This window comes from Blastocatellia bacterium, from assembly GCA_035275065.1.
In the GTDB taxonomy this organism is placed as follows: Bacteria; Acidobacteriota; Blastocatellia; order UBA7656; family UBA7656; genus DATENM01.
This window is the reverse complement of the sequence record DATENM010000090.1, coordinates 1-26,738: the sequence shown is the minus strand read 5'-3', so window position 1 is coordinate 26,738 and position 26,738 is coordinate 1. Positions and strand designations below refer to the sequence as shown.

At 61.7% G+C, this 26,738-nt stretch carries 23 protein-coding genes; 10 read left to right on the top strand and 13 right to left on the bottom strand.

Features of this window, described 5'->3' with window-relative positions; all coding sequences use genetic code 11:
• The first annotated feature begins 56 nt into the window (after positions 1 to 56).
• The 7 genes from VJ464_20890 to VJ464_20860 all read left to right on the top strand — a co-directional run bounded on the left by VJ464_20890 (position 57) and on the right by VJ464_20860 (position 6,699).
• The gene (locus VJ464_20890) at positions 57 to 1,259 is read left to right on the top strand and encodes a DUF6569 family protein (protein ID HKQ07595.1); all 1,203 of its coding nucleotides are present in this window, start codon (positions 57 to 59) and stop codon (positions 1,257 to 1,259) included.
• 251 nt (positions 1,260 to 1,510) lie between these two features.
• Positions 1,511 to 2,242, top strand: a complete 732-nt coding sequence (locus VJ464_20885; GenBank protein HKQ07594.1) for an alpha/beta hydrolase-fold protein — start codon at positions 1,511 to 1,513, stop codon at positions 2,240 to 2,242.
• A 113-nt stretch (positions 2,243 to 2,355) separates the two neighbouring features.
• On the top strand, positions 2,356 to 3,075 hold the full coding sequence (locus VJ464_20880) for an alpha/beta hydrolase-fold protein (protein ID HKQ07593.1): 720 nt from the start codon (positions 2,356 to 2,358) through the stop codon (positions 3,073 to 3,075).
• A gap of 19 nt (positions 3,076 to 3,094) precedes the next feature.
• Complete coding sequence (locus VJ464_20875) at positions 3,095 to 3,979, top strand: SDR family NAD(P)-dependent oxidoreductase (GenBank protein HKQ07592.1); 885 nt, start codon at positions 3,095 to 3,097, stop codon at positions 3,977 to 3,979.
• Positions 3,980 to 4,012: 33 nt separating this feature from the next.
• Positions 4,013 to 5,482 carry an APC family permease gene (locus VJ464_20870; GenBank protein ID HKQ07591.1) on the top strand — a complete coding sequence of 490 codons (1,470 nt, stop codon included), beginning with the start codon at positions 4,013 to 4,015 and terminating at the stop codon, positions 5,480 to 5,482.
• 17 nt (positions 5,483 to 5,499) lie between these two features.
• Positions 5,500 to 5,853, top strand: a complete 354-nt coding sequence (locus VJ464_20865; GenBank protein HKQ07590.1) for a hypothetical protein — start codon at positions 5,500 to 5,502, stop codon at positions 5,851 to 5,853.
• 117 nt (positions 5,854 to 5,970) lie between these two features.
• A complete protein-coding gene (locus VJ464_20860; protein ID HKQ07589.1) occupies positions 5,971 to 6,699 on the top strand; it encodes a hypothetical protein in 729 nt (242 codons plus the stop codon).
• Positions 6,700 to 6,834: 135 nt separating this feature from the next.
• On the opposite strand, the gene VJ464_20855 is transcribed toward VJ464_20860, so the two are convergent.
• From VJ464_20855 to VJ464_20845, 3 genes are all read right to left on the bottom strand, one after another.
• Positions 6,835 to 7,473 carry a hypothetical protein gene (locus VJ464_20855; protein ID HKQ07588.1) on the bottom strand — a complete coding sequence of 213 codons (639 nt, stop codon included), beginning with the start codon at positions 7,471 to 7,473 and terminating at the stop codon, positions 6,835 to 6,837.
• 334 nt (positions 7,474 to 7,807) lie between these two features.
• Positions 7,808 to 9,646: a serine hydrolase gene (locus VJ464_20850; GenBank protein ID HKQ07587.1), complete on the bottom strand. Its 1,839-nt coding sequence runs from the start codon at positions 9,644 to 9,646 to the stop codon at positions 7,808 to 7,810.
• A gap of 31 nt (positions 9,647 to 9,677) precedes the next feature.
• Entirely contained in the window at positions 9,678 to 11,687 is a 2,010-nt protein-coding gene (locus VJ464_20845; GenBank protein ID HKQ07586.1) for a S41 family peptidase, read from the bottom strand.
• Between the two features lie 215 nt (positions 11,688 to 11,902).
• Between VJ464_20845 and VJ464_20840 the strand changes: the two genes are divergently transcribed.
• The 3 genes from VJ464_20840 to VJ464_20830 all read left to right on the top strand — a co-directional run bounded on the left by VJ464_20840 (position 11,903) and on the right by VJ464_20830 (position 17,193).
• Complete coding sequence (locus VJ464_20840; protein ID HKQ07585.1) at positions 11,903 to 13,861, top strand: winged helix-turn-helix domain-containing protein; 1,959 nt, start codon at positions 11,903 to 11,905, stop codon at positions 13,859 to 13,861.
• Between the two features lie 310 nt (positions 13,862 to 14,171).
• The gene (locus VJ464_20835) at positions 14,172 to 16,016 is read left to right on the top strand and encodes a GNAT family N-acetyltransferase (protein HKQ07584.1); all 1,845 of its coding nucleotides are present in this window, start codon (positions 14,172 to 14,174) and stop codon (positions 16,014 to 16,016) included.
• Positions 16,017 to 16,095: 79 nt separating this feature from the next.
• Positions 16,096 to 17,193, top strand: a complete 1,098-nt coding sequence (locus VJ464_20830; protein ID HKQ07583.1) for a c-type cytochrome — start codon at positions 16,096 to 16,098, stop codon at positions 17,191 to 17,193.
• Between the two features lie 42 nt (positions 17,194 to 17,235).
• On the opposite strand, the gene VJ464_20825 is transcribed toward VJ464_20830, so the two are convergent.
• From VJ464_20825 to VJ464_20780, 10 genes are all read right to left on the bottom strand, one after another.
• Positions 17,236 to 17,922 carry a hypothetical protein gene (locus VJ464_20825; protein HKQ07582.1) on the bottom strand — a complete coding sequence of 229 codons (687 nt, stop codon included), beginning with the start codon at positions 17,920 to 17,922 and terminating at the stop codon, positions 17,236 to 17,238.
• Between the two features lie 131 nt (positions 17,923 to 18,053).
• Entirely contained in the window at positions 18,054 to 19,766 is a 1,713-nt protein-coding gene (locus VJ464_20820) for a GMC family oxidoreductase (GenBank protein HKQ07581.1), read from the bottom strand.
• A gap of 113 nt (positions 19,767 to 19,879) precedes the next feature.
• Positions 19,880 to 21,121 carry an MFS transporter gene (locus VJ464_20815; protein ID HKQ07580.1) on the bottom strand — a complete coding sequence of 414 codons (1,242 nt, stop codon included), beginning with the start codon at positions 21,119 to 21,121 and terminating at the stop codon, positions 19,880 to 19,882.
• Between the two features lie 89 nt (positions 21,122 to 21,210).
• On the bottom strand, positions 21,211 to 21,987 hold the full coding sequence (locus tag VJ464_20810) for an oxidoreductase (protein ID HKQ07579.1): 777 nt from the start codon (positions 21,985 to 21,987) through the stop codon (positions 21,211 to 21,213).
• Between the two features lie 2 nt (positions 21,988 to 21,989).
• A complete protein-coding gene (locus VJ464_20805; protein HKQ07578.1) occupies positions 21,990 to 22,868 on the bottom strand; it encodes a sugar phosphate isomerase/epimerase family protein in 879 nt (292 codons plus the stop codon).
• Between the two features lie 119 nt (positions 22,869 to 22,987).
• Positions 22,988 to 24,034, bottom strand: coding sequence for a zinc-binding dehydrogenase (locus VJ464_20800; GenBank protein HKQ07577.1), 1,047 nt, complete (start codon positions 24,032 to 24,034; stop codon positions 22,988 to 22,990).
• Positions 24,031 to 24,714, bottom strand: a complete 684-nt coding sequence (locus tag VJ464_20795) for an orotidine 5'-phosphate decarboxylase / HUMPS family protein (GenBank protein HKQ07576.1) — start codon at positions 24,712 to 24,714, stop codon at positions 24,031 to 24,033. Before VJ464_20795 ends, VJ464_20800 begins: the two co-directional genes overlap by 4 nt.
• 108 nt (positions 24,715 to 24,822) lie before the next feature.
• Positions 24,823 to 25,089: a UBP-type zinc finger domain-containing protein gene (locus tag VJ464_20790; protein ID HKQ07575.1), complete on the bottom strand. Its 267-nt coding sequence runs from the start codon at positions 25,087 to 25,089 to the stop codon at positions 24,823 to 24,825.
• A gap of 76 nt (positions 25,090 to 25,165) precedes the next feature.
• On the bottom strand, positions 25,166 to 26,101 hold the full coding sequence (locus VJ464_20785; GenBank protein HKQ07574.1) for a DUF5996 family protein: 936 nt from the start codon (positions 26,099 to 26,101) through the stop codon (positions 25,166 to 25,168).
• A 443-nt stretch (positions 26,102 to 26,544) separates the two neighbouring features.
• Positions 26,545 to 26,738: hypothetical protein (locus tag VJ464_20780; protein ID HKQ07573.1), on the bottom strand; the 194-nt coding region annotated here is incomplete at its 5' end.

Genomic DNA, 26,738 nt, shown 5'->3' with positions numbered 1-26,738 from the left:
CCCGCTGACACGAATTCCCCAGCCCGGCTCCGACCCTCATCCACAAGGAGTCTCACATGAAAACACTGGCTGCTCTCCTGGCGAGCGTTCTGCTGGTCGCGCTGGCGCTGGCCGGTACGTCGCGTCACCGCACGGTTAAAACAAGCAGACCGGCGCGGCAGGCCGCCGCCGCGGCGCATCAAGACTGGCGCGTCGGCTCGCCCGCAAGCTTTGACAACCTGACCGTCTTTCCGGTGCTTTCCGAGCAGGCCGCGAGCGTTGACGACTTCATCACCCTCGACGAAGGCTTGCGCAGCGGCAAAGTCATCATCACCGAACTGGGCGGCGACGGGCGCGCGCACCGCCTGCGCGCCCACCGACGGAGCGATGATGATGCCGAAGTCAACCGGCTGGCGCTGACCAACCGCTCCGGCAAGAAGCTGATCCTGATTGCCGGCGAGATGATCGTTGGCGGCAAGCAGGACCGCATCGTCGGCCACGACTGCGTCATTGAAGCGACGGCCAGGCCGGTGCCGATTGATGTCTTCTGCGTCGAGCACGGCAGGTGGTCGGGCAGCGAGAGCTTCGGTCAGAGCCGCGGCGACGGCGAGGGAAGCCTGAGGGAGAGCCGCATCAGTCAGCGGCAACGTAGAGGCCAGGGCGGCGGCATCGGCAGAGGCGCGGGCGGCGGCGTCGCGGCGGGCCACGGCTACGTAGCCGGCGGCGCTCCGGGTGGTGTGGCCTCCGGCGTCATCGCCATGCCGGTGGTGCGCGAGAAGGCGCAGGCCAGCAAGAGCCAGGCGGATGTCTGGGCTAAGGTTTCTGAAACCGTTGAGGTCAACGGCGTGAGCAGCGATACCGGCGATCTCAAGAGCGTCTACAAAGACAAGCATGTGAACCGCAAGCTGGACGATTACGAGCGCGCTTTTAAAAACAGGATGCAAGCCGCAAACATTGTCGGCGTGGTTGCGGCAATCAATGGCCGCATCATCTCTGCCGATGTCTTCGCCAATCACAGGCTCTTTCAAGCCTACTGGCCGAAGGTGCTGAAGTCATACGCGCTGCAAGCGGTCAGCGCCACCGAGCGACAGTCGCAAGAGGTTGCGCGCGGCGACGCCGAGGCTTATCTGGCGCGCGTCGAAGGCGCGAACGCGGCGACCGGCGACCAGGGCGCTTACCGGCTGGTCGAGAACCAGTCGAGCAAAGACGCTAGCTTCGAGCTGGAAAGCCGCGCCGCCCGGCGCACTCTAATCCACTTCAACCGCGTCAGCAAGGAATGAGCATACGACGCGGCGATGGGGCGACAAAGCGATAGGGCGATGGGGCGGAGGAACAACACCGAATCTCATCGCCCCGTTTCTTCCCCCTGTCGCCCCATCGCCGCGTCGCCCTGTCGCCCCATCGCCGCGTCACCTTTCGCATCGTCTGACTTGAAAATACCGCCGGATATGGGTAGCGTACAGGCTTGCTTGTCAGGCTCCATTGCAAGCTGCTCGCGATTCACCCAAGTTAGACGCGAAAGGAAAGATTCATGCAGAGAGTTATAGATGTCTGGCGCAGCCCTAGCCTGAACCGCCAGATGGAGATTGTCACGTATGGAGACTACGGCTTCCCTTTGTTGCTGTTCCCGACCGCTGCCGCTGACTTTCTAGAGTATGAAAGGTTCCAACTGATTGATGCCATCCGGGACTTGATTGAGGCGGGCCGCGTCAAGGTCTTCTCGATCAACTCGATCAACCGTGATTCCTGGCTGAACGATCAGGTGCATCCGCATGACAAAGGCATTCGCCAGGCACAGTACAACCAGTACATCAGCCGCGAAGTCGTGCCCTACATCTGGAACAGTTGCCGCGGCCGTGTTGGCATCATCACGGCGGGCGCCAGCCTCGGCGCGTTTCACTGCGCCAATCAACTCTTTCGCCGCCCCGACCTCTTCGACGGTATGATCGCCATGAGCGGCGCGTATGATATTCGCGGCTATTACGACGGCGACTATTACGACGACAACGTCTATTACAACAACCCTGTCGATTACCTGCCGAACCTCGGCGGCCACGACCTCTGGCTGCTGCAACAGAAGCGGCACATTCACATCGTCACCGGTCAGGGCAATTACGAAAACCCGGACGCTTCGCGCCGCCTCGCCGGCATCCTTTATAACAAGGGCATCACCTACGAGCTGGCCTTGTGGGGCTACGACATGCCGCACGACTGGCCGACCTGGCGCGCCATGTTGCGTTATTACCTGAGCGAGAAGTTTTGAGAGGAAGAAGTCAGGAGTCAGGAGTCAGAAGTCAGAATAAAAGCAGAGGCGATAGCCGACTCCCTTATTCATTCTGACTCCTGACTCCTGACTCCTGACTTCTTAAAAGAAGCATGCCCAACGAAGAACACGTCAAGTGGTACAGCCACCGCATGGGGCGAGACATGGACGTGCTGGTTCATGGTCACGCCGGCGCGCCGGTCATCGTCTGCCCAAGCTCGTGGGGCCATTATTACGAGTGGAAAGACTTTCTGATGGTCGAGACGCTGGCCGATAAGCTCGACGCCGGCCACATCCAGCTTTTCGGCGTCGATAGTCATTGCGCCGACTCGTGGTATAACGACCAGATACCGCCGCGCGAGCGCGTCCGCCGCCACAACGTCTGGGAAGACTACGTGCTGAGCGAAGTCGTGCCGTTCATCCGCTCGCGCAACCGCAACGATTATTTCATCACCGCCGGCGTCAGCTTCGGCGCCTACCTGGCGGTCAACCTCGCCTTCAAGCATCCCGGCCTGGTGCGCAAGACCGTGGGGCTAAGCGGCTCGTATCGCGTCCAGCGTTTGCTCGACGGCTACTATGACCAGGACGCCTATTACAACTGCCCCGTCGCTTATATGAGCGGCTTGAGCGACGAGTGGTATTTATCACAGATTCGCCGCATGGAGATTTTCCTGGTCACCAGCGACCGCGACCTCGGCATCTGTCGTGAGCGCACCTATGATATGTCGCGCGTCTTGACCGAGCGCGCCATTCCGCACAGCCTCGACGATTGGGGCGGCGAATTGATTCACGACTGGCCGAGCTGGCGCAAGATGATCCGCCACTACCTTTGAAACGCGGAGGACGGGTTGGATGAATAAACTGCAAGATCAGGTAGTCATCATCACCGGCGCGTCGGCAGGCATCGGCGAAGCCAGCGCCAGGATGCTGGCGCGACAGGGCGCAATCATCGTGCTGGCGGCGCGGCGCAAAGAGCGGCTCGATCAATTGAAAGGCGAGATTGAAGCTGCCGGCGGGCGGGCGCTGGCCATCGCCGCCGACATCACCGACGCCGCGGGCCGCGAGCGCCTGGTGAGTGAAACGCTCGCCGCCTTTGGTCGCATTGACGCGCTCGTCAACAACGCCGGCTACGGGCAGCGCGGCCCAATCGAGATGGTGCCGGTCGAAGCCATTCGCGAGAATTTCGAGACCAACCTCTTCTCGCTGATCGCGCTGACGCAACTGGTGATCCCGGTCATGAGGCGGCAGGCGAGCGGGCGCATCGTCAACATCAGCTCGGTCGCCGGGCGCATTGCGCGCCCGCTGTCGAGCATCTATGACGCCACGAAACACGCTCTGGAAGCCATTTCCGACGGCCTGCGCGGCGAGCTGGCGCCTTTCGGCATCAAGGTGGTGGTCATCGAGCCGGGCTTCATCGTCACAGAGTTCTTAGGCGTCGCCAACGAGCGCGCCCGCGACGTGATCGAACAGGACAGCCCGTACAAGCCGTTCTTTGAAGGCTTCGCCGAAGGCTATCAGCGCATGCGCAAGATGGCGGGCCGCCCCGACGACATCGCCGAGCTGGTGCTGAAAGCCCTGACGCTCGACCGCCCGCGCCCGCGCTACGCAGCGCCGCGCCATGCGCGGTTGGCGCTCAGGGCCAAGCGCTGGCTGCCGGAGCGCTTGTTCAACCGGCTGGCGGCGAAGCAGTCGGGCGTGGACGAAAAGAAGCTGCGCGAACAAGCGCAGGGCCGCTGACCGCGAATGCTGATGATTCAGCCGGGGGAGTAGATGAAGACGGAAAAGAATATCAGTCCGGCTACGGAGTTTCAGCGCGAAGAAGACCGCGTCGTCGCGCGCAGCGCCGTCTTCAAAAAAGAGCTTGGCCTCACAGACCTGGCGCTCACCCAGATCTTGTTCATCGTCGGATTGCCGTGGATCGGCGTCGCCGCCAAGCAAGGCCCGTCGCATGTCGTCTTGTGGCTGCTGGCCATGCTGTTCTTCTACATTCCGTCGGCGGTCGTGGTCATCTATCTCAACCGCGTCATGCCGCTCGAAGGCGGGCTGTATCAATGGGCCAAGCTCGGCTTCAACGAGCTGATCGGATTCCTGGTGGCCTGGAACCTGTGGCTGTTCGCCATCTTGAACACCTCCGAGATCGGCCTGCAAGTGACGCAATACGTCCGCTATGTGATCGGCCCCGAAGGCGAATGGCTGACGGCGAGCCGCTGGTTTATCGGCCTGGTCAGCACGGCGGCCATCGCCTTGCTGGTCGTCCTTGCGACGGTCGGCCTCAGCGTCGGCAAGTGGGTTCATAAGGCCGGCGGCGTGCTGATGCTCTTGACCTTTGCCGCTGTCCTGATCCTGCCACTCTTGCACAGAGGGGGCGGCGCGGCGGGCGATGGCCACGGGCTCAGAATTGAAATGCCGATGCTCTCGCTGATGAGCTTTAATCTGCTCGGCAAGATGGGATTCGGGGCGCTCGGCGGTTTCGAGTATGTCGCCATCCATGCGGGCGAGTGCCGCGACCCTGTGCGCGCCATCAGTCGCTCGGTTATGTTGGCGGCGCCCATCATCGCCGTGATGTTCATCCTGGGGACGAACTCCGTCCTGACGCTGATCCCGCAGGACCGCATCGATTTGATCGCGCCCATCCCGCAGGTCTTGAGCGAAGGCTTTCGCTCGTTGAGCTTCGCGGCGGCCATCGTGCCGCTCGCCATAGTCGCCATGCTCTGCATACGGGTGGCGCAATCGAGCGTGATGTTCACAGGCAACACGCGGCTGCCGATGGTGGCCGGCTGGGATCGTTTGTTGCCGGAATGGTTCACGCGATTGCACGCCCGCTATCGAACGCCGGTCAATTCGATCCTCTTCGTCGGCGCGGCAACGCTCGTGCTGGGCGTCCTCGGACTGATCGGCGTCGGTAAGCAAGAAGCGTTTCAGTTATTGTGGAATGCGTCGGGGGTGTTCTACGCGCTGACCTACCTGGCGATGTTCGCCCTGCCGCTGCTCGGCTTGCGCGATAGCGATGCGCCGCGGCCCTGGTGGCTGAAGCTATGCGCGTTATCCGGCGGGTTGATGACCCTGCTCTACGTCGCGCTTTCCATCGTTCCCATCATCGAGGTCGAAAGCCGCGTCAGCTTTGCGGTGAAAATATCGGGACTGATCGTCGTGACCAACATCGTCGGGCTATTGATCTTTGTCGCCGCGGGCCGCCGCCGCGCCCGGGCCGCCCTTGAAATCCCCGCAGCCGACCGTTAGCATTTCTCTTTCTCATCATGGCAAAAACATCTATTCATCCACGCACGCAGGCCGTTGCGCGCCGGCTGCTGATCATCTTTGCGGTGCTTTGTCTGGCGGTGCCTTTGATGCCCGTGGCGCTGGCCGCAGTGCCGAGCGCGCCGTTCGTCTATATGAGCATGACGCGGCGCGATTTCGGCGATGTCTTCGCCGGCGAAGAGATCGAGCAGACCTTCGCCGTGCGCAATGACGGTGACGCGCCGCTAGAGATGCAACAGAAATCGCTCACCGGTCAGGCGGAGCCCGCGACTCAGTTGATGCGGGCGGCGTTGTATGGCGGCAGCCGGCTTGCGCTGAAGCCTGTGGCGCTGCGCCGGGCGGCGCCGAGCTGATGCCCGCCCGCGGACTTTTACTTCGATAAAGTCCTTCAGCCTGGTCAGGCTGGCGTCATTCGCATCCGTATCCGAACCAAAGACCTTGAGCCCGGTCCCATCGAGCAGTCGTACGAGTTGCAGACCAACGACCCGAAACACCGCATCATCAAGGTCACGATGGCGGCAACCGTCAAGCCGCTGCCGGCCTTCGTCAATCGTCTGAGCAATGCCGACATTGAGCACGGCGAGCAGGTCGGCGCCTTCATTGTCTGGCCGGCGGCGCGGCCTATCATCCCGCTCGAAGCCGGAGAGCGGCTGCCGCTTCTGCTGCGCATTCGCCCCGCCCAACCGGGCCAGAGCGTCAATCTCACGACCACAGGCGACGGCTACAAGCTGTCGCGCGAAAGCCACGGCGACGGCTATCTGTTGGAGGTGACCGCCGAGCCGTCTGCCAATGCGGCATCGCGCGTGCTGCCGCTGGTCGTCAAAGTCGAAGGCGGCGAAGAGTTGAAGCTGCAAGTCACGACCAGGACACAGGCTGAGAATTTGGTGACCACGCCGCGGCAGGTCGATTTCGGCGAAGTCTCTTTTGCGAAGTTGCAGGCGGGGGGAACGCTGTTCAGCCGGCTCGGCATTCGCAAGCAGGTCGGCAGCTTTCAGATCAAATCGCTAAAGTCGTCGCTCGAATTCTTGCAGGTGGATTCGCAGACCATCGTTGACGGCAGCAACTACCTGATTCGCTTGCGACTCGATCCGACACGGCTGCCGAAACCGGCGACCTACATCGGCACGCTGCACATCGAAACGACCGACACCACCCGTCCGCAACTCGACGTGCCGATCAAGCTGGTGGTGACGCCGTAGGGCAGGAGCCAGGAGGCAGGAAGCAGGAAGCAGGAGGCAGCCAACACAGCGGGATAAATGCAGAAGGCAGCAGGCGACGGTGCGAAGTTCACCGACCTGCTGCCTTTCGTATTTCAACTGCTTCCTGCCTCCTGCTTACTGCTTCACGTCGCTGGTCTCTTCGCGCCCTTCGAGGCGTTCGAGGCGGCGGCGCAGCGTTTCGGTGCGGGCGCGCAGTTGCGTGACCTGGGTTTGCAACTCGGCGATGCGCTGCTGCGCCTGCTGTTGCTGGCTGCGCGTGTCGTCTAAGGCGCGCTGGTATTCGGCGCGCAACGCCGCTTCGCCTTCGTCGCGCCGCAGAAAGCCGCGCATGGTGACCTCTTGCTGAATGTTCTTCTGCCGGCGCTGAATCTCGGCCTCGCGCGCGTCGAGCTCGATTTTGCGCTGCGTCGCCTGGTCGAGCTTGTCTTCGATCTTCGCCAGCCGCTCTTCTGAAAGCAACAACTCCAGCCCCAGCGAATTGCGGTCAGTGGCGCGCCGCAGCAGCTTGATCTCGGCGTTAAGCGCATCAATCTGCGCCGTCAGACTCACGAGCGTGCGGCGCATCTGCTCGTCGGAAGTGGGTGCTTCGGCCACGGCATCCGCCGGCGCCGGCGGTTCGGCCTCCGTCTTCTGCGCCGGGCGCTGTGTGCGCGGCCTGGCCGGTCTGGTTGTCGGCTCCTGTGCCGGGCTGGCAAGCGCGAGGAGTGTGGCGAAGATCACGGACAGAAAGATGGCGCTCAAGGTTCGCTTCATGCTCAATGCTCCTTTGTCTCTGCCATCATAATAAGTCCTGCGCGCCCACATCGGTTCCATTTTTTGCTCGGGCTTGCTGCGGCCAGAGCGCTTCTCCAATCAGTTTACTCCGACCACGGCCATCAGGACACAGCGACAGGAGCAGTTTTTTATAGGAAGGGTGGCCACGGCAGGGCCATTCAGTTCTGCAAAACAGGAATGAAAGAAAAACACAGAGACACAGAGGTATGGAGGCACGGAGGACTCCTCTGTGTGCCTCCGTGTCTCTGTGTCTCTGTGTTTAACTCATCTTTATCAATGTCGAGAACTGAATGGCTCTGGGCCACGGGCGGCGCTATTGCCGGATGGGCTTAGCGCCGGGCTTATCGAATAGGCCATCGTCAATCGGCAGGTTGTGTTTGACTTCGTCCAGCTTGATGTTGAACCGCTCTTCGTCGGTGATGCCGATGGCGAAGGGAATCTTGACGCCGTCCACCGCGCGGTAATCGTCATAATCTTCGGCGCGCTCCAGCTTGCCTTTGGCGTTCCATTCCTCGACGCGCAGCAGTAGGCCGGTCGTCGTGTCAAAGTACCAGCGCCTGGGCCGGGCATTGCGCGGCGCTTCGAGCAGGTAGGCGGCGCGGCCATTCATGGTCACTCGGCCTTTGAGGCTGATCTTCGGATACAGCTCGCGGAGTCTGAGCGGTTGATCGAAGGCGGCATCGCGCCGCGCCTGCGCCAGCTCCGCGCCGCCCATTTCGGCCAGCTCCTCATCGGGGACTTGCTTCCAGCCCGCCGCGCCATCGAAGGCTTCGGTCATCTCGATCTGTCCCGGCACGGTAAACCTGATCAGTCGCTTGTTCGGCGCTTTGCCGTAGATGACGACCTCTCCGCTGAGCGCCGTGGCGACGGTTTCGAAGCGGCCTTTCTCGACGCGGCTGGTGATATGATCGAGCGCCGCTCTGCCGCCGAGCGCCTCGACATACTTTTCAAGCACCTGCTCTGTTGTCACCGTGCCGAGCACCGAGGTATCGAGCGGCTGGGCCGCGTCACTCGCTGCCGGCGTCGTCAGGTCTAATCCGAGCAGCAGCTTCATCGCCGCCCCCGACAGGTCACAAACGAAGCACTCTGAGTCTGCCTCGTAGTTGCTCATGGCGACGACCGCAACGCCGTCGTCGGGGGCGAGAATCAGGAACGAGTTGAAGCCCGTGTCGCCGCCCGAGTGCATCACGATGCGGTGGCCTTGAATCTCATGCACGAACCAACTGATGCCGACCTTCGTCGTGCCCTTCGAGCCGATGGCGGCTGAAGGCTTCCACATCACGTCATAGGTCGAGGCTTTCAGTATCCGCTTGCCATCAAGCTCGCCGCGGTTGAGGTTGGCGATTGCCCAGCGGCTCATATCTTCAATGTTTGAATAGAGGGTTGAGCTTGGCGCGTGCGGGCGGTTGTAAGGGAAAATTTTGCTGACGACGACCTGTTCGCCCTGCGCGACATGCGGCGCGGTCAGTAGCTGCGGGTCAGCCTGACGCACGAGCAGCGTGCTGTGCTTCATGCCGAGCGGCGCGAGGATGTGGCGCTGCACGTAGTCTTCAAAACTCATCCCCGAAACTTTCGCGATCATATCGCCAAGCACTTCAAAGGCGATGTTGCTGTAGCGGCTTTTCTCGCCGGGGTCGCCGATCATCGGCAGACGACTGAGGCCGCGCACGTACCTCTCCAGCGCCCCGTCGTCGTACTCCGGCTTATCCCAGTTGTAGTTGATGGCATCGGGCATGCCCGACGTGTGATTGAGCATCTGGCGAATCGTGATGCGCGGGTAACGGGCGTCATTCAGCTTAAAGTAAGGCAGGTACTTGACGAGCGGCGCGTCGAGATCAACCTTGCCCTGCTCGACTAACTGCATCACTGCCGTCGCCACGAAGAGCTTGGTGACCGAGGCCATGTGAAAGAGCGAGGCCGGCGTGATCGCCCGGCTGGTGTTGAGCCGGGCGACGCCAAAGCCTTTCGCGTAAATCAGCTTGCCGTTTTTCACGACGCCGATGGCCAGGCCGGGAATGCGGTTTTCGCGCATCGTCTTTTCGATGATCGGCCCAAGCCTGGATTCGAGCAGTCTATCGTCCTGCCGCGCCGAAACGGCGGGCGCCAATCCGAGAAGTAAAACGACGAGTAGCAGACGCGGATTCATCTTCATAAAGTTTTGGTGGCGGAACCCTATCACGCTTTTATTGCGGCGCCACGGCTGATTTGCGCGCCAGCTTTTGTATCTGACTGATCGCCGCTTCAAGCTGCGGATCGCCGCCCCGCAAGAGCGTGGCGCGCGTCAGCTTCACTTCGACATCAGGGATGACGCCGCGCCCTTCGATGACGACGCCCTTCGGCGTCCGACATTCGGCGAAGGCGTAGAGCAGTGTTGCGCCCGTCGGCAACCGCTTCATGTCGGCGTCGAGATCGGCGGCGGCGGTGCGCACACCGACAATGACGGCGCGGCCAAGCTCCTGCATCGGCGCCGCGAACTGCTCGCTCGCCGAGCCGCTTCCCTCATCCACCAGAATGACGACCGGGCCGGCATAGGTCTTCGCTTCCGGCTGGACGCTGACGTTCTTGATGCCTTGCCGCGTCCGCATCACGTTGAAGACCGTCGGTTGCGCGAAGAGATGAGCGGCCATCTCCAGGCCAATCCTGTCGTCGCCGCCGCCGTTGCCGCGCAGATCGATGATGATCCCCGGCGCATCGCCCATTGCCAGCATCGCTTCGTGAATCGGCTGCTTGAGCTTCGGCAGAAATTGACTGAAGCGCAGGTAGCCGATGCCGCCCGTCAGGCGCTTCGTTTCCATTTCGGCGTACAGGGGCAACCCTTCGATCAGCACCATCTCGCCTTTGTCTTTGTCGCGCACCATCGTGACCTCGTGCGCGTTGTCGCGTTCGTCCAGATAAACCATGCGGACTGCGGTGCCGGCTTTGCCCGCGAGCACATCCTCAATCTGGTCGGCGACCGATTCGCTGGCCTGCGCGAGCGTCTGACCCTGGCCTGAGCTTGCGGCAATCACTTTCTCGACAAGGGTGTCATCAACCTGCTTGATGACGAATCCCGGTCGCAGGCCGGCGCGCGCCGCCGCCGAATCCGCCTCGACCCGCGTGACCAGCACCTGCCCGCCGATGAGCTGGTACTTGATGCCGACGCTCGCATGGCTCTCCTGCATGCCTTTGAGCATCTGCGGCGCCATCACCCAGTGGTGTGACTGGTGCAGCTCGCCGAGCATCTGGTTGAGCAGCTTGTAAAACTCTTCATCGTTTTTCGCGGCCCGGATGCGCGGCGCGTACTGCTCGCGCATCTTCGCCCAGTCCACGCCGTTGTGGTTGGGGTCGAAATGCTTGTCGTTGACGGTGCGCCAGACGATCTCGAAGGTGCGTTCTCTGAGCGACTGCGGCGTCTCTGTGATGGCGGTCTCTGTTGCCGCGCCGTTTTTCTTCGGCGAACCGGCAGGGTTTTCAAACTTCGCGTCGTCAATCTCGGCGTCGTGCTTGACCTCCGTGACTTTGAGCCGGAGCGTCGTGCCTCCGTCATCAAGGCGGCGGATGCTGAAAGGCAGCTTGACGCCGTCCACCGTTCGGTAATCGTCAAAGTCTTCGCTCTCGGTGACCTGGCCATCGGGCGTGCGGCTTTCGCTACGGATGAGCAGGCCGCTTTCGGTGTCGAAGTACCAGCGTTTGGGATTCCCGACACGCGGCGCTTCGAGCGCGTAAGCCTGGCGCGTGCCGACCTTCTGTTTGCCGACGAGGGTTAGCTTCGGGAACAGCTCATGAAACTTGATGGGCAGGTAGAAGTCGGCTTCGCGCTTCTGGAATCCCGGCATGGCTTCGGCCTCGTCATCGCGGGGCTGTTGTTGCCAGGCGGTCGTGCCGTTGAAGCCCTGCCGGTAGGTGCCAAAGCTGGGGGACTGCAAAATGGTGAACTGTTTATTCGGCGCTTTGGCATCAATCTCGAACGTGCCCTCGGCTTGGAGCTCGGCGCTGCTGAACGTCCCCTTGATGACGCGGCGCGACAGGCGCTGCAACGCCGCTTTGCCGCCGAGCGCCTGCACGTAGCGGTCGAGTATCTGGTCAACCGTCGGCGCGGCTTCGCCGGCTTGCGCCGCAGCGGGGCGCGCGGCTGATGCGGGCGCGCGGTCTTGCGCGCCGCCGAGCGCCGCCAGCGTCAACAGCAAAAGGATCATTGGCAAACTTCTTTTCATCGGATAACCTCGCAACCATTAGACTGCAACTGCCGCGCTCCGGGCAATAAGTATTGCGGGAACGCGCTCCATTTCTTTAGAATTAAGCTTGCGCTCAGGTTGATTTTCGCGCGCGTTTTGATGGCCGCCTTCCACGCACCAGACCATACCTGAACACGGAGCGGGCAGTCTTTAGAAAGCGCTCAAAAAGTTCTTACAAAGTTCTCACAGCCGCTATGACGAAGTATGCAAAGCACTTTTATGATTTCGCGCCGTTCCGCGTGGACGCCGTAGAGCGCGTCTTGTTGCGCGACAACGAGCCGGTGCCGCTGACGCCCAAGGTCTTTGACACACTGCTCCTGCTGGTCGAGAACCGTGGCCGCACGGTCACCAAAGAAGAGATGATCGCCTGCCTGTGGCCTGAGAGCTTCGTCGAAGAAGGCAGCCTGTCGCAGAATATCTTTCTGTTGAGAAGAGCGCTCGGCGGCGACGCGCAAGGCAACAAGATCATCAAGACCGTGCCCAAGCGCGGCTATAGCTTCGTTGCCGACGCCATCGAAATCCGCGAGGACGTGACCGAGACCCGCGAGAGCGAGGTTGATACGGTCATCGAGGCGCAGCGTCATGAGGAAATCGCCTTCGACGCGCAGGCAGCCGACCCCGCGCCGCCGCGCCGCCGCGTCGTCACCCCGGCGCTTGCGGGCCGGTCGCGCGCCTGGACGCTGGCCCGGCGTCTGCTGATCGTCGCGGTGGTTTGCGGCCTCGCCGGCACGGCTTATCTTTTGCGAACGGCGGGCAAATCAAACGGCTCAGCGGGGATTCATTCAATCGCCATCCTGCCGTTCACTTCGTTGAGCGCCGAGCCGGATGATTATCTCGGGCTGGGGATGGCCGACGCCTTGATCACGCGGCTCAGCGACACGCGGCAGATTGCCGTCAGCCCGACCAGTGCCGTCATCAAGTACGGGCGCGCCACCGACGCCTTAACCGCCGGGCGCGAGCTGAACGTCGATTCGGTGCTCGAAGGCAAGGTGCAGATGGCCGGCGACAAGGTGCGCGTTACCGTGCAGCTCTTACGCGTCAGCAATGGCGCATCGCTGTGGGCGCGGTCGTTCGACGAGAACTTCACCAACATCTTCAGCGTGCAAGACGTGATCTCTGAGAAGGTCGCCGCGACCTTGATGTTGAGCCTGACCAGTGACGAGCGCCGCCAACTGACCCGCCGCTACACCGAGAATGTCGAAGCCTACCAGCTCTACTTGAAAGGCCGCTATTTCTGGAATCGCAGCGCCACGAAAGATATTGAAAAAGGCGTCGAGTACTTCGAGCAAGCCATCGCGCAGGACGCCGGCTTCGGCCCGGCCTACGCGGGGCTCGCGGATGCGTACGCGCTGCTCGGCTATCGCTACGACACGCCAGTGCAAAGAGAGGCGATGGCCAGAGCCAAGGCGGCGGCGCGGCGCGCCCTGGAGATAGATGATCGGCTGGCTGAAGCACACAGCGCGCTTGCCCTCGTGCTATTCCGCCATGAGTGGAACTGGCCGGAGGCCGAGCGCGAGTTCAAGCGCGCTATCGAGCTCGATCCCAATTACGCCATCGCGCATCATTACTATGGCCGTTACCTGTCAGCGGTGGGCCGCCTCCCTGAAGCCATCCGCGAGCTTCAACTCGCCCAGGAGCTTGATCCGCTATCGCTGCGCATCAGCACGACGCTTGCCGAGCTGCTTTATCTCGACCGGCGCTATGATGAAGCTATCGAGCAGTTCCGCAAGGCGCTGGAGATGGACCCGAATTTCGCGGCGGCGCATGAATTCCTGTCGCTGGCTTACGAGCAGAAGCAGCTTTACCGCGCGTCTATCGAAGAAGCGTTGCGCGCCAGGGCGCTCGGCGGCGGCGCGCCGAAGGCGTTAGATGAATTGCAGCGCGCTTATGAAAAAGGCGGGATGAACGGCTTTCGGCGACAGTCGCTCAACCTGCTCAAAGGCCGACTCGATGGCGGCGCGGTTGCGCCCTATCTCGTCGCTGTGCTCTATGCCTGTCTCGGCGACAATGACCGCGCCTTTGAATGGCTGGCGAAAGCCTACGAAGACCGCTCGGTATGGATTGCTTATCTCCGATATGACCCGCGCCTCGACGCCCTGCGGAACGAGCCGAGATACAAAGCCCTGCTCAAGCGCATCGAGTCGCCGGCCTGAGAGCGAGTCTGAAAAGACAGCTCCGTTAGGAGCGTGATGTTTATAGTCACGGGTCGGTTTATTCATCAAGCTCCGTAGGAGCGCAATGTTGATATTGCGCTCCTACGGAGCTTGTTTCTTTTTCATGCCTGTAACTATAAACATCGCGTCCCTACGGGACTTTTCAAACACGCTCTAGAGCGGTTTCCAGCCGGGTGTAGCGCAAACGGTTATTCCAACATAGAATTCCTGTGCCCCCGGTAATGTTTCGCCGACAATCCGGCTCTTATTTAGTGAAGGCTGATGAATCGGAGTTGCGGTCTTGCAAGAGATGGATGCGCTTATTGCGGGTGTGCTTGATTCGCAGGCTGACCTAGCCGACAGGCACCGCGCGTTCGCTGAAATTGTCGCCCGCTTCCAGGACATGGCCTTTGCCTGTGCGTATGCCATCCTCAGGGATTACTACCTGGCCGAAGACGCCGCGCAGGAAGCCTTCATCACCGCATGGCAGAAGCTCGATCAGCTTAAGGAGCCCGCCGCCTTTCCCGGATGGTTTAAGCGAATTGTCTTCAGCCAGTGCCATCGCCTGACGCGCGGGCGGCGGCTGCTGGTTCTGCCATTGGACGCCGGGTCGGGCCTTGCCTCAAGCCGCCCTGACCCGCAAGCCATCGCCGAGAAGCTCGAATTGTCTGAGAAGGTACTGGCGGCGGTCGGGGCGCTGCCCGACGGCGAGCGCATGGTGACAACGCTCTTTTACATAGACGGCTATTCGCAGCATGACATCGGCGACTTTCTTGAGCTACAGGCGACGACCGTGGCCAAACGGCTCTTCTCTGCCAGGCGACGGCTGAAGCAAGAACTGATCGGCATGCTCAAAGACGATTTACGACAGCACCGCCCCTCCCGCCGCAGCGACTTTGCCGAGCAGGTTCAGGCGCGACTTCGCCCTTTCGCCGAGTCGGACTGGGAGACGGTCTCCTCGATGGCCTGCGGGATGGCCGGCGATCCTCGCGACGCGGGCGACTGGCTGCGCCGCCGCCGGCAGTTTGACGAGAGCCGTCTGATCCGCCGCCACTACGTCGCCCAACATGCCGAGACCGGACAGGTGCTCGGTTACGGGGCGGTCGAGCAGACGATCTTTCTGCCGCAGTACCAGTTGCTTTTCGTCGTCGCCCCGGAGCACTGGCGCAGCGGCGTCTGCGACCTGTTGCTCGACCAGTTGATGAAAGACCTGCGCGAGGTCAATGCCATTGCGGTCCGGCACCGCAATGACGCGCGGCTCACCGAGGCGCTGGAGTTTCTCAAAGCGCGCGGCTTTGTCGAAACCGATGTGGTCAGAGAATGGCGACTGCCTGTCACCGAGTTTGCCGCCGCGCCTTTCGCGTTGCTTGCCGAGCGGGCGGCAGGCGAGGTGTCGATTGTGACTTACGCCGAAGCGCGCGAGCGCGACCCTTTGTGTTTGCGCAAGCTGCACGAGCTGCTCAATCCGGTCATGGCCGACGAGCCCGGGCGTCAGCCCTTCGCGCCCGTCCCCCTCGACACGGTGGCGCGGTGGTTCTCGGCCCGCGGCCTTCTGCCCGATGCCTGCTTCATCGCCATTGATGGCGACCGTTATGTCGGGCTGACTAGCTTGCGCCTGGCCGACGAAGTCGCCGGCAGCATCACACAAGGGTTCACCGGCGTCCTCCGCGAATATCGCCGCCGAGGCATCGCCGCCGCGCTCAAGCTGCGAGCCCTTGAATACGCTCGGCAGCACGGCTATTCGTTCATCCGCGCCTTCTGCCATCATCTGAACCTTTCGGCGATGGCGCTCAATGAAAAGCTCGGCTTCCGCCAGCACCTCGCTCACGCGACGCTGGAGAGATGCCTGAGAGAAGTTCAGCCGATTGACCCGGCGGTCTATGACGATTACGTTGGGCGCTATGCCTTCGACGCCGCGCACCTGGAAACGCATCAACTGCCGGCCAACCTGACGGTCAGCGTCAAGAAAGTCGGGGCGCGGCTCATCAGTGAGATCAGAGACATGCAGGATGAGCTATTCCCCGAATCCGAAAACCGCTTCTTCATCAAGATGCATTATGGCGAGGTCGAATTCCTGCGTGACCAGCAGGGGCGAGTCAGCGGCCTGACCTACTGCGAATCAGGAAAGGCGATGTGCGCCGCCAGGATCGAATGATCCGATGTGGCGCAAGCTGTTAGCTTGCGCCAGCCACTGCGCAAGCTAACAGCTTGCGCCACATAAAGGAAGGCTTGCGATGAAAAAAGGATTGCGCTTGATGACGGTCATGGTTGTGCTGCTGATCGGCGGCTTCAGCCTGCTTGATCGGAGCGAGGCCGCCGCCGCCGCGCCCGCGGAACCGGCGCAGGAAAAAACCACCGAGCAAATGTATCGCAACATACAAGTCCTGAAAGGGCTGCCGGCGTCCGAGTTGCAGGCCATTATGGCGTTGATGACCGGCGCGCTCGGCGTGAAGTGCAACTACTGCCACGTGAATCCATTCGACAAGGACGAGAAGCCGACGAAGCAGACGGCGCGCATGATGATGCAAATGGTCTTTGACCTCAACAAAGACCGGTTTGCCGGCAGAGCGACGATCACCTGCTACACCTGCCATCGCGGCCAGCCAAAGCCTGTGGCGGTGGTCGCCCTCGGACAAAACCTCTGGCAAAGCCCGGCGGGCGCAAAGCCTGAGGCCGCATTGCCGAGCGTCGAGCAAGTGCTTGAGCGTTACGAGCAGGCCCTCGGCGGCAAAGCGGCCCTGACGCGCCAGACCAGCCGAATCCTGAAAGGCTCGCGCGTCGGCGCTGACGGCGTCCTGGTGCCTGAAGAAGTCTATCAGAAGGCCCCGAACAAGCTGCTGGTGGTGACCAGCTATCCTGACATCGTCTTCCGCAGCGGGTTCGATGGCACCAGCGGGTGGGCCAAAAGCAGCAAGGGGGAAAGTCAGATCGGCAGCGAGCAGTTAGCTGAAATCGTGCGCGATGCCGAGTCTTATGGCAACACGCGGATCAGAGAACTCTATTCGCAAATGGCGGTAGAGGGCCGCACCCCTGTCGGCGAACGCGAAGCAATTGTCGTCAATGCCACGACGCGCCAGGGGCTGTCTGAAAAACTCTACTTCGATTCGCAGACCGGCTTGTTGATCCGTCGTTACCGAGAATCAAAGACCACGTTCGGCCCGTTCCCGACGCAGACCGAGTATGAAGACTATAAAGAAGTGGATGGCGTTAAACTGCCCTTCAGCATCCGCTGGTCGATGCCGGGCCGGAGCTGGGGCCGCAAGATCGCCGAGGTCAAACAAAACGCCGCCATTGATGACGCGGTCTTCAACCCGCCTGATGTGAAGCAGTGAGCTTCTCGTTCGTCGAACGCGTCAGCAGGCGCGCGCGATGAATCAACCGGCAGCGAGCAGCTTGTTGATTTCGGCGAGCGCCGCCGCTGCCAGCCGCTCATTGACGCGGTTGCCGTAGAGCGCTTCAACGATTGAAGAATAGAAGTCTTGGAGCGCGCGCTCGGTGTCGCTTACGGGCGCCATTCGCACATTCAGTTGAACGCGACTGAGGTCGGCGTTCACGCCCAGCGCCCGGCTGTCGAGCGCCTCCAGCCGAAAGTACATCACGCCGACGAACGCTTCACGCCCGGCGCTTTCCGTCAATGGCAGCGCATGCACAGGCATCTTCGCCGACTCGTTCGACTTCTTGTCATTTTCGCTTGCCAGTTGCTGCTTTTCTTCAGCCGTCGCCGTCGTGTCGGATTGCGCCCCGGCGGCCAGTAGCTGGCGGCGCACCGGCGAAGCGCCGACGCCGCCCTGCGTGGCTTCCAGCGTGGCATGCACCTGTTCAAGCGAGCGCTGCTGTCCTCTGGCGCCTGTGACCGTGAGCCGCCCGGTTAACTGGAGCTTGCCCGCGGCAACCTCTGCGCGCTGCGGCGCGTAATCGAACTTGTAGACGGCACCGTGAACGTCGAAGCTGCCGCCGAAGCCGCGCTCTTTGAGCAGCGCCGCCATTGAATGAATCTTCATCGCGCTGCCGACAGCGCGCCCTGCCGCCCGCCCACTTCTGGCTTTTTTCGCTTGTGCCATAATCACTCCGATTTTGGATTTTGGATTTTCATGGCTTGGCGCTTCGCCTGGCGATTTTGGATTGAGGGACAGGACGTGACCGCTTGGTGCTTCAGTCTGCTAATCCAAAATCCAAAATCTAAAATCCAAAATTAAAGATTGCCGCGTTTGTGTTCGTCAGCGATGTACTCGCAGGCGCGCATGGTCAAGGCCAGAATCGTCAGCGTCGGGTTCTGGTTGGCCGAGTTGACGAAGGCTGCGCCATCGGTGACAAACACATTCTTTGCGTCCCAGCACTGGTTGAATTTATTCAGCACCGACTTCTTCGGGTCGTTGCCCATGCGCGCCGTGCCTAATTCGTGGATGATGCGACCGGGCGTAGTGACCTTGCCGCCGGTCGAGACGACTTCGGCGCCGGCCGCGCGCAATATCTCTTCGCTGGTCTCGGCGGCGTCACGGGCCATCTCAAGCTCGTTGTCCGAGTGCTGAATGTGAATCTTCAACACGGGGATGCCCCAGGCGTCAACGATGCCCGCCGGGTCTATCTCGGCGTAGTTCTCGAAGCGCTCAAGCATCGCCGCGCGCGTCGTCATGCTGACCGGCGCGGTGTAGTAGTAGCGCACGCGCTTCTTGAACTCTGAGCCGAAGCCCGGCACCACCGCGGGGTTCTTGGCAAAGCCGGGAAAGCGTGACGCGCCGGCACCGCATTCAAACCCATAGCCGCGCAGGAAGCGCGGGTGGCGCGTCTTCTTGTCGAGGTTGCGGAAACGCGGAATGAACAGCCCCGACGCCTTGCCGTCTTCATTGATCGGGTCGCGCCCGGCCAGAATGTGGAAGTAGCCCGACGCGCCGATGCCGCCGAAATGATCCACCAGGTAATGGCCCAGCACGCCCGATGAGTTGCCGAGGCCGTTCGGATGCTGGCGCGATTTCGAGTTCAACAAGATGCGGGTTGATTCAAGCGTCGAAGCGGCGACGACGACGACTTTGGCCGACGCTTCCAGCTCTTGCCGCGTCACGCGATCAACGAAGGCGACGCCTCTGGCGTTGCCGGTGTTGTTATCGATGATGAGGTGGCGCACGACGGAGTTTGGCCTGAGCGTCAGCCGGCCCGTGCGCGCCGCCACCGGCAGCGTCGAAGCGACCGAGTTGAACATCGCGCCGACGTCACAGCCTTTGCCACACTCGCCGCAGAAGTGGCACTTGTGGCGCTGCGGGCGCATCCACGGCCTGGGCTCGCCGGTCACCTGCGCCGTACGCATGACGATGCCGACGCGCCCGGTCTTCTGCGCGCCGCGACGGAGCATCTGTTCGCCGCAGGTCAGATTCATCGGCGGCATGAATTTGCCGTCGGGCAAGTACCAGAGCCCATCGCGGTTGCCGCTGATGCCGACGAACTCTTCGGCGCGGTCATAGTAGGGCTCAAGCTCTTTGTAGCTGATCGGCCAGTCGTCGCCGTAGCCGTCGTGCGAGGCGGCTTTGAAATCCAGATCCGAAAAGCGCCACGACAGCCGCCCCCAGTGCAAGGTCTTGCCGCCGACGATGCGGGCGCGCACCCAGAGGAACGGCTTGCCGGGGTCTGTGGTGTAGGGATGCTCTGTGTCTTTGACGTAGAAGTGGCGCGAGAACTCGCCCGCCGTGTCCTGCATCCACTGCTCTTGCGCCTTCCAGCCGGGCGGGCCGAGGCCGCGGTACATCGATTCATAGGGCCACTTGTGCGACATGAAGTCGCGCTCGGGATTGACCGGCGGGCCGGCTTCCAGCACCAGCACTTCAAAGCCGCGCTCGGTTAGCTCTTTAGCGGCCATGCCGCCCGAAGCGCCCGAGCCGATGACGATAGCGTCATAGGTTTTCTGTTTTGCCATGATGGCCTCCAGCAAACGGAAAAGAATTCACCGCCAAGACGCCAAGAACACCAAGACAGCCCCAAGCCTTCTTTGCGTTTCCTTGGCGACCTTGGCGTCTTGGCGGTTAGAAATTAATCGCCCTGTTCGTCGGCGGCCAGTCTGACCACTTTATAGCCGCCCCGCGCTTTGTCGTGCAGCCAGATGCCTGTGAAGATGACGATCAGGATGACGGGCAGGATGGCCATGTAACGCAGCGCCATGCGCGGCCCGGCGTTGTCATAAAGGCCGCCCATAATCCATGTGAAGATTGCCACCGACAGCGTCCCTGTGCCGCCGATGATGGCCAGCGCCAGCGCCCCGCCTTCGGGGAAACGTTCGCTGGTCACGCCCAACATCGTCGGCCAAAAATAACAGATGCCGATGGCAAAGATCGTCGCCGCGGCGATGGCGGTCGCCGGCGAATTGGCCATGCTCAAGCCGACCAGCCCGATGGCCGACATCGTCGCCGAGCCGATCAGCAGCCCGATGGGTGAAATGCGATGGACGATTGGCCCGGCGAACATGCGCCCGACCGCCATCAAGCCGTTGATCCACACCAGCACCAGAATGCCGCCCGCCGCCATGCCTGCGGTGCTTGAGAGAATGTAGGCGAGCCACTGGTTGGTCGCCAGCTCCGTCGAAGCCGTCAAAATCATGCAGAAGAGCAGAATCAAAAACAGCGGGCGGAGAATCGCTCGGTACATGCCGGCGGTGCTGACGCCTTGTTGAACGCGCTCGGTCGGCGGGAACTTCTGACCGAGAAACAAGAGCCCATAAGCAATCGTCGGCAGCAGGATGAAGGCCATCTTCACCTGCCAGTTCATGTGCATCTTCGCCAGCGCGTAGGCCGCCAGCCCGCCGATGACGTTGCCGCCGGGGAACCAGACGTGCAGCAGGTTCAGCTTTTCGGTCTTGCGGTCGGGATAGATCGTCGCCGTCAGCGGATTGATAAAGGCTTCGACCAGGCCGTTGCCCAGGCCGATAGCCAGCGTCCCGGCAAACAGCATCCAGAAGCCATTGGCAAAGATGGTTAACGCCACCCCGGCGACGTGCATCAGAAACGCCAGCCCGAAGATGCGCCGCATGCCTAAGAGGTCAACAAGCAGGCCGCCGATGAAGATCGACACGCTAAAGCCATAAGCCCATGCGCCGGTGGCTTTGCCCAGTTGTTCGTTGCTGAGAGAGAAGGTCGTGCCCAGGTCGCCGAGGATGTCAGCGCGAATCGCGAAGGTCACCGCAGTTGCCACCAGTGCGATGCAACTGGCGACAAACAGGCGGCGGCGCTCGGCATCCGTAATCGTGACCTGCCCTTGCTGAGATCGTTGTGTGCTCATGCGCGTCTCACTTTCTGAAGAAATAGAATCTGACGTTCCATCAAGCGGCATCCTTTGGGTGCGGCGCAAGCTAACCGCATTGCGCCAAATTACCAATTGGGCGGCGCGCCGACCGGGTATTGCTCAAGGTCTAGCACCGACCCCGTCACGCATTCGCTTTCATCGCTGGCAAAGTAGATCGCTGCCAGCGCGATGTCGCGCGGCAACAGCAGTCGCCCAAACGGGCGTGTGGCGACCGCCTCTTCTAGCCAGTCTTCGCCCTTGCCTTCGGCGAGCTTGACGCGCTGCTCGTTCGGCGTCAGCGTCCAGCCCGGATTAATCTGATTGACGCGGATGCGATATTGATTCAAGTAGCTCGCGGCATTCTTCGTCAGCGTCATCAACGCGCCCTTGGATGCCGAATAGGCCATCAGCTTCGGCTCGCCGATGTAGGCATTGACCGAGCCGATGTTGATGATCGAGCCACGCTGCCGCGGCTTCATATACGTGACGGCTTGCTGCATGCAGATGAAAGCGCCGCGCACGTTGACCGCAAAGATGTTGTCCCACATTTCGACCGTGGTGTTTTCGATGTTGCCGCGCGTGCTGATGCCGACGTTGTTGACCAGCACATCAAGTCGCCCGTAGGCGGCGACGGCGCGATCTATCAGGGCGCGACAATCGGCTTCGCTGCTCGCGTCGGCGCGCTGAAAGATAGCCTGGCCGCCCGCCGCGTTGATGCCGGCGGCAAGGGCTTCGCCGCCGTCCGTAGCGATGTCAGAAATGACCACGCGAGCGCCTTCTTCGGCAAACAGCCGGGCGATGCCTGCGCCCATGCCTGCGCCCGAGCCGGTGATGACTGCGACATGATCTTGCAAACGAGCCATAGTTAAAAATGCTCCGCAATCTTTGCCCGCAAGTAGCGGACGGATTCTCGCAAGTCGTCCATACCGTTCTCGCCATCTTCGATAGAAATCCAGCCGTCGAAGCCTTCGCCGCTTAGCGTCGCAAAGATGGCGTCATAATCATTCAGCCCTTTGCCGATGACTCCGTGCTTGAGCCCCTTAGCATAACCCACCGAGCCTTCGTGCTGCTTCAGGTCTGCAAGCGTGCCGCTCGCGAGGTATCTGTCCGAGGCATGCATCGAGACGACGCGGTGCTTGACGGCGCTCAAGACGGCGAGCGGGTCTTCGCCGGCGACAATCGCGTTCGACGGATCGTAATTGACGCCGAACCAGGGCGAATCGATCTGACCGATGATCTCCAGAAAAACGTCGAGGCGCTGGGCGAATTCGGGATAGCGCCAGTAGCCATCCTTGTAATGATTCTCCATCGTCAGCACGACCTTGCGCGACGCCGCGTGATCGAAGAGCGCGGTGATGCACTCGACCGTCCAGCCGACGCCCTCGGCGCGCGTGACTTCTTCGCGCCGCTGTCCCGACAGCACACGGCAGTAGCCGCCGCCGAGCCGCGCCGTCACATCGATGACGGCCTTCTCGCGCTCGACTTCAGCGCGGCGACTCTCGGCGTCCGGGATCGTGAAATCGGGCGACGCGCACATCATCGGCGCTTCCAGCTTGAACCGCTCAAGCTGCTGCTTGACGCGCTCAAGATAACCGGGATCGAAGCTCTCGAAGAACGCCGGGTACATCTCGACGCCGTCGACGCCGAGCGATGCGGCCAGCTCGATCCACTCGAACAGTGTCATCGTCCGGGTGACGCACAGCTCGTCCATGTAACACTTCGGGAAGACGCTCAGTTTGGGCATAACAAAGTAGTCAGGAGTCAGTTGCCAGTTATCAGTTATCAGTTGCCGGCAGGAAAGAGTCTGCACTCAATGACGAATCACTGACCACGGACAACTGGCAACCGGTAACTGGCAACTGCTCATGGTTTCAGCACGGCTTTGACGTACCTCCCCGTATGCATGCCGTCGAAGCTGTCGCGCCAGTTATCGAGCGGCGCGATACAACTGATGATCGGGTCGAGATTGATCTGACCCGCGGCCAGCAGGGCGACGACCTTCTCCCAGTTCTTGAAGGTGTGGCTGAAGCTGCCCTGCAAGGTAATCGCTTTTTGCACCAGCGGGTCGAGCGAGAAGCCTAGCGGCTGCGGCCCCCAGCCGACCTTGGTGATCTGCCCGCCGGGGCGCACTATCTCTAGCGCCGGCTTGAGCGCCCCGGCGCTTCCCGTCGCGTCTACGACCAGGTCTGCGCCGAGCCCATCACCCAGACTGCGAATCAGCTCCAGCAAGTCGGTCACGTCACCGTTAACCGCATGCGTGACGCCGAGCGCGCGGGCTGCGTCGAGCCTGGATTCGTCCTGGCTCATGCCGCTGACGATCAAGGTGCCCGCGCCGCTCAGTCGCGCCATCTCGGCGGCCAGCAATCCGATGGGGCCGGGGCCGAGGACGACGACGAGATCGCCGGGGCGAATGTGGCTCTTGATGGCGACGGCGTTGTAGCCGACGCAGCACGGCTCGGTCAGCGCGGCACGCTCGAAGCCGAGGGAATCGGGAATGTGATGTAGACAACGTTCAGGCACGCGCACGAATTCGGCCATCGCGCCATTCGTGCCATAGCCGAAGCCCGAGCGCCGCGGGCAAAGGTTGTATTCGCCCGTGCGGCAGTAGAGGCACTGGCCGCAGATCGAAGCGGCGGTTTCGGAGACCACGCGGTCGCCTTCTTTAAAGCCGCGCACGCGACGGCCTGCGCGCGCCACCTCGCCGCAGAATTCGTGACCGAGCACGACCGGCACGCTGACCGGCCAGCTCTGCTCGTTGTGATACTGATGGATGTCGCTGCCGCAAACGCTCACCGCGCCGACTCGGAGCAAGACGTCGTCTTCACCGACTTCGGGCACCGGCAGCTCGCGCAGCTCGACGGCCCGGGGTCGCAGCTCGTACTGCACCAGCCCGGTCATCACCTCGGTCATCCGCGAATCCTCCGCGTGATCTCCGCGAGCAAGGCTTGCAAATCGCCCTCGACGACGTTGAACGAATCGGCGGCGATGGCCAGCGGCGCGCCGATGACGACGAGCGGCGCACCGCGCTTCGGCATGTCAATCGCCTCTTCGACGGTCAACCCGCCGACCGCCTGCACGGGGATGCGGACGGCGCGCACCACGGCGTCCAGCTCGTCGAGCGGGGTGAGTCGCCCGCGCCCTTCAGCCTGCGCGCCGTTGCGCTCGTCATAGCCTGTGTGATGCACGATGTAATCTACGCCGAGGTCTTCCATCATCCGCGCCGCCGCCGGCTTATCGGCGCAGGCGAGATCATCGCCCATGATCTTGAGGCCGAAATCGCGCCCGGCCTTGACGACGGCTTTGATGGTTTCTTGATGCGCGCGGCCCATGACGACCAGATGCGTCGCGCCCGCCCGCGCCACCATCTCGGCTTCCAGGTAGCCGCCATCCATCGTCTTCAGGTCGGCGACGAGCGGAACATCAGGGAAGGCGGCGCGCAAGGCGCGCACGCTGTGCAAGCCTTCGGCCAGCAACAGCGGCGTCCCGGCTTCGAGCCAGTCTACGCCCGCCGCCACGGCGATGCGCGCCGTCTCCAGCGCCTCGCCGAGGTCGGTGAGGTCCAGCGAAATCTGCACGATAGGGGGATGCATATCAATCTTGTGGTGGCAAGTTATACCATACGCCGCGGAGCAATTGAAGCGGGGAAGCGGATCACGTTGACCTTCTTGAGCATGATCTGAAAGCTTCGACGCTCAGCGTCACAGCGACTCAAAGAAAAGGTCGTCCGGGTAGCAATAGCCCCACTCCTCACCGGGCTCGAAGGATTTGATGATCGGGTGCTGCGTGGCGTGATAGTGTTTGGTCGCGTGCTTATTCGGAGAGCTATCACAACAGCCGACGTGGCCGCAGGTTTCGCACAGGCGCAGATGCACCCAACGGTCACCGATCTTCAGGCAATCTTCACAGCCCTTGGCGCTGGGCGTAACTGATCGTATCTGATCGAGGTGGGAGCACTGAGGCGTCATGGTCTTTCCCTCCATTAACGAGTTCCGCGAAGGATGCGGCTAACACGATACGGCGAAGCATGCGGTCAGGCAAAGATCAGCCGCCGGGGCGCTCTAATGCCGCGCGGTCCCAGTGCGCGAGGTCGGCCCCCGCCTCATACGTGCTCTGGAGAAAATCCATCAGCGCGGCTTCGGGCGAGTCGGCTTGTCGCATGTCATCATAGAGCAAGATGAATTCATTAAGCTGCCCGCTGTAGTAGGCTTGCTCCGGGCGAATTTTCGCTTCGTTCAAGCCGGGCGGCGGCGGCGCGGTATAGGAATAGAAAGCGGGCGCGTAGATCATGCCGTCCGACTGCGAGCGTTCGACGGGGCCGGCGGCACGCTGACCGGGCCAGAAGCCGTGACTGATACATTCGTGCGAGTAGGCTTCGCGCGTAATCAAGTCCGCTCCCTCGCGCTCCGGTGCCAGTCTGCCCGAAAACCGCGTCACCGCCAGATCGAAGCTGCCCCAGAAGAAATGCACAGGGCTACACTTGCCGAGAAAGCGCGAGCGAAACTCGGTGAATACGGTGTTGGTGCGCTCCAGAATGCGCCAGAACCGCTGCGCGTATTCGGGGTCGTATGCGGTGTTCTTGTCATCCTGCTCGAAGGGAATCGGGTCTTGCACCTCCACGGGCACCGGCCAGATGTTCACCTCGATGCCGAGACCGCCGAGCATGCGTTTCACTTCGCGGTGAAACTCGGCGACCGACCGTGGCGCCAGCGCGAGGTTTGCGGTTGCCCCGTCGTCACACTTGATGAGGAGTTGATGGTCAATGAAATCGAAGTCGATCTCAAAGCTGCGATTCCGGTAAGGCATCGCCGAAGTGGTCAGCCCGCGCGCCGTCACATACAGCGGCACATTCCACCAGTGGTTGACGACAGGGGTTTGCGCTAGACGGATCTTGCCGACGACCTGCGTCCACATGTGCAGCGTCGCGTAAGTGTCCTGCCACTCTTCCAGCGGCAAAGCCGGCCAGATGTCATTCTTCAATGATTCGCCTCCTTGTGATCTTGAGTAGATCGAAGAGCGCTGATGCGACGCCGTTAATGACGCCCGCCTCGCTGTGTTCACGGCCCTAGCTTATCGCTTCGGCGTCCAATCATGGCCCTGTATCGGGAGAGCGTCAAGCTCAAAGGTCGAGCCCCATGCGTTCACGTAGCGGCTGCCTTGCGGCTCGGCAGCCGGCGCTTTGTCCGTCTCGCAACTCAGAGGTGCTGGCCCCTTTGCCTTCCCGTTCAGAAGAGCCGGCAAGACTATAGCCTCGGCGCATATCCTTCATGGATGATGGCGTCTGCCTGCCAATGGTCAGTGGCCGGTGAGGTAGGGTAAAGAAGGTAAGGCATTGGAAAGCGGACACGATACGAAAGAAGAGGCAACGCACTCGCGGTTTTCGCCGGGCGGCATGCCGGGCGGGATCTGCAAGTCGATGCCCGCTATGAGAAGGTGCGCGAAGGCGGCCTGGTCATTGACGAGGCACTGTTACAAGCGGTCGGCTGCAAGCGGTAAGGGTCGAACTCGACGTGCTGCCAGAGGTTGTTGCCGAGCTTGAGGTCTTTGACGCCGCCGTGGGCGGTGTAGCTGAACTGGCTGAGGTAGTGGGTGGTGCCGCTGCTGACATCATTGAGGC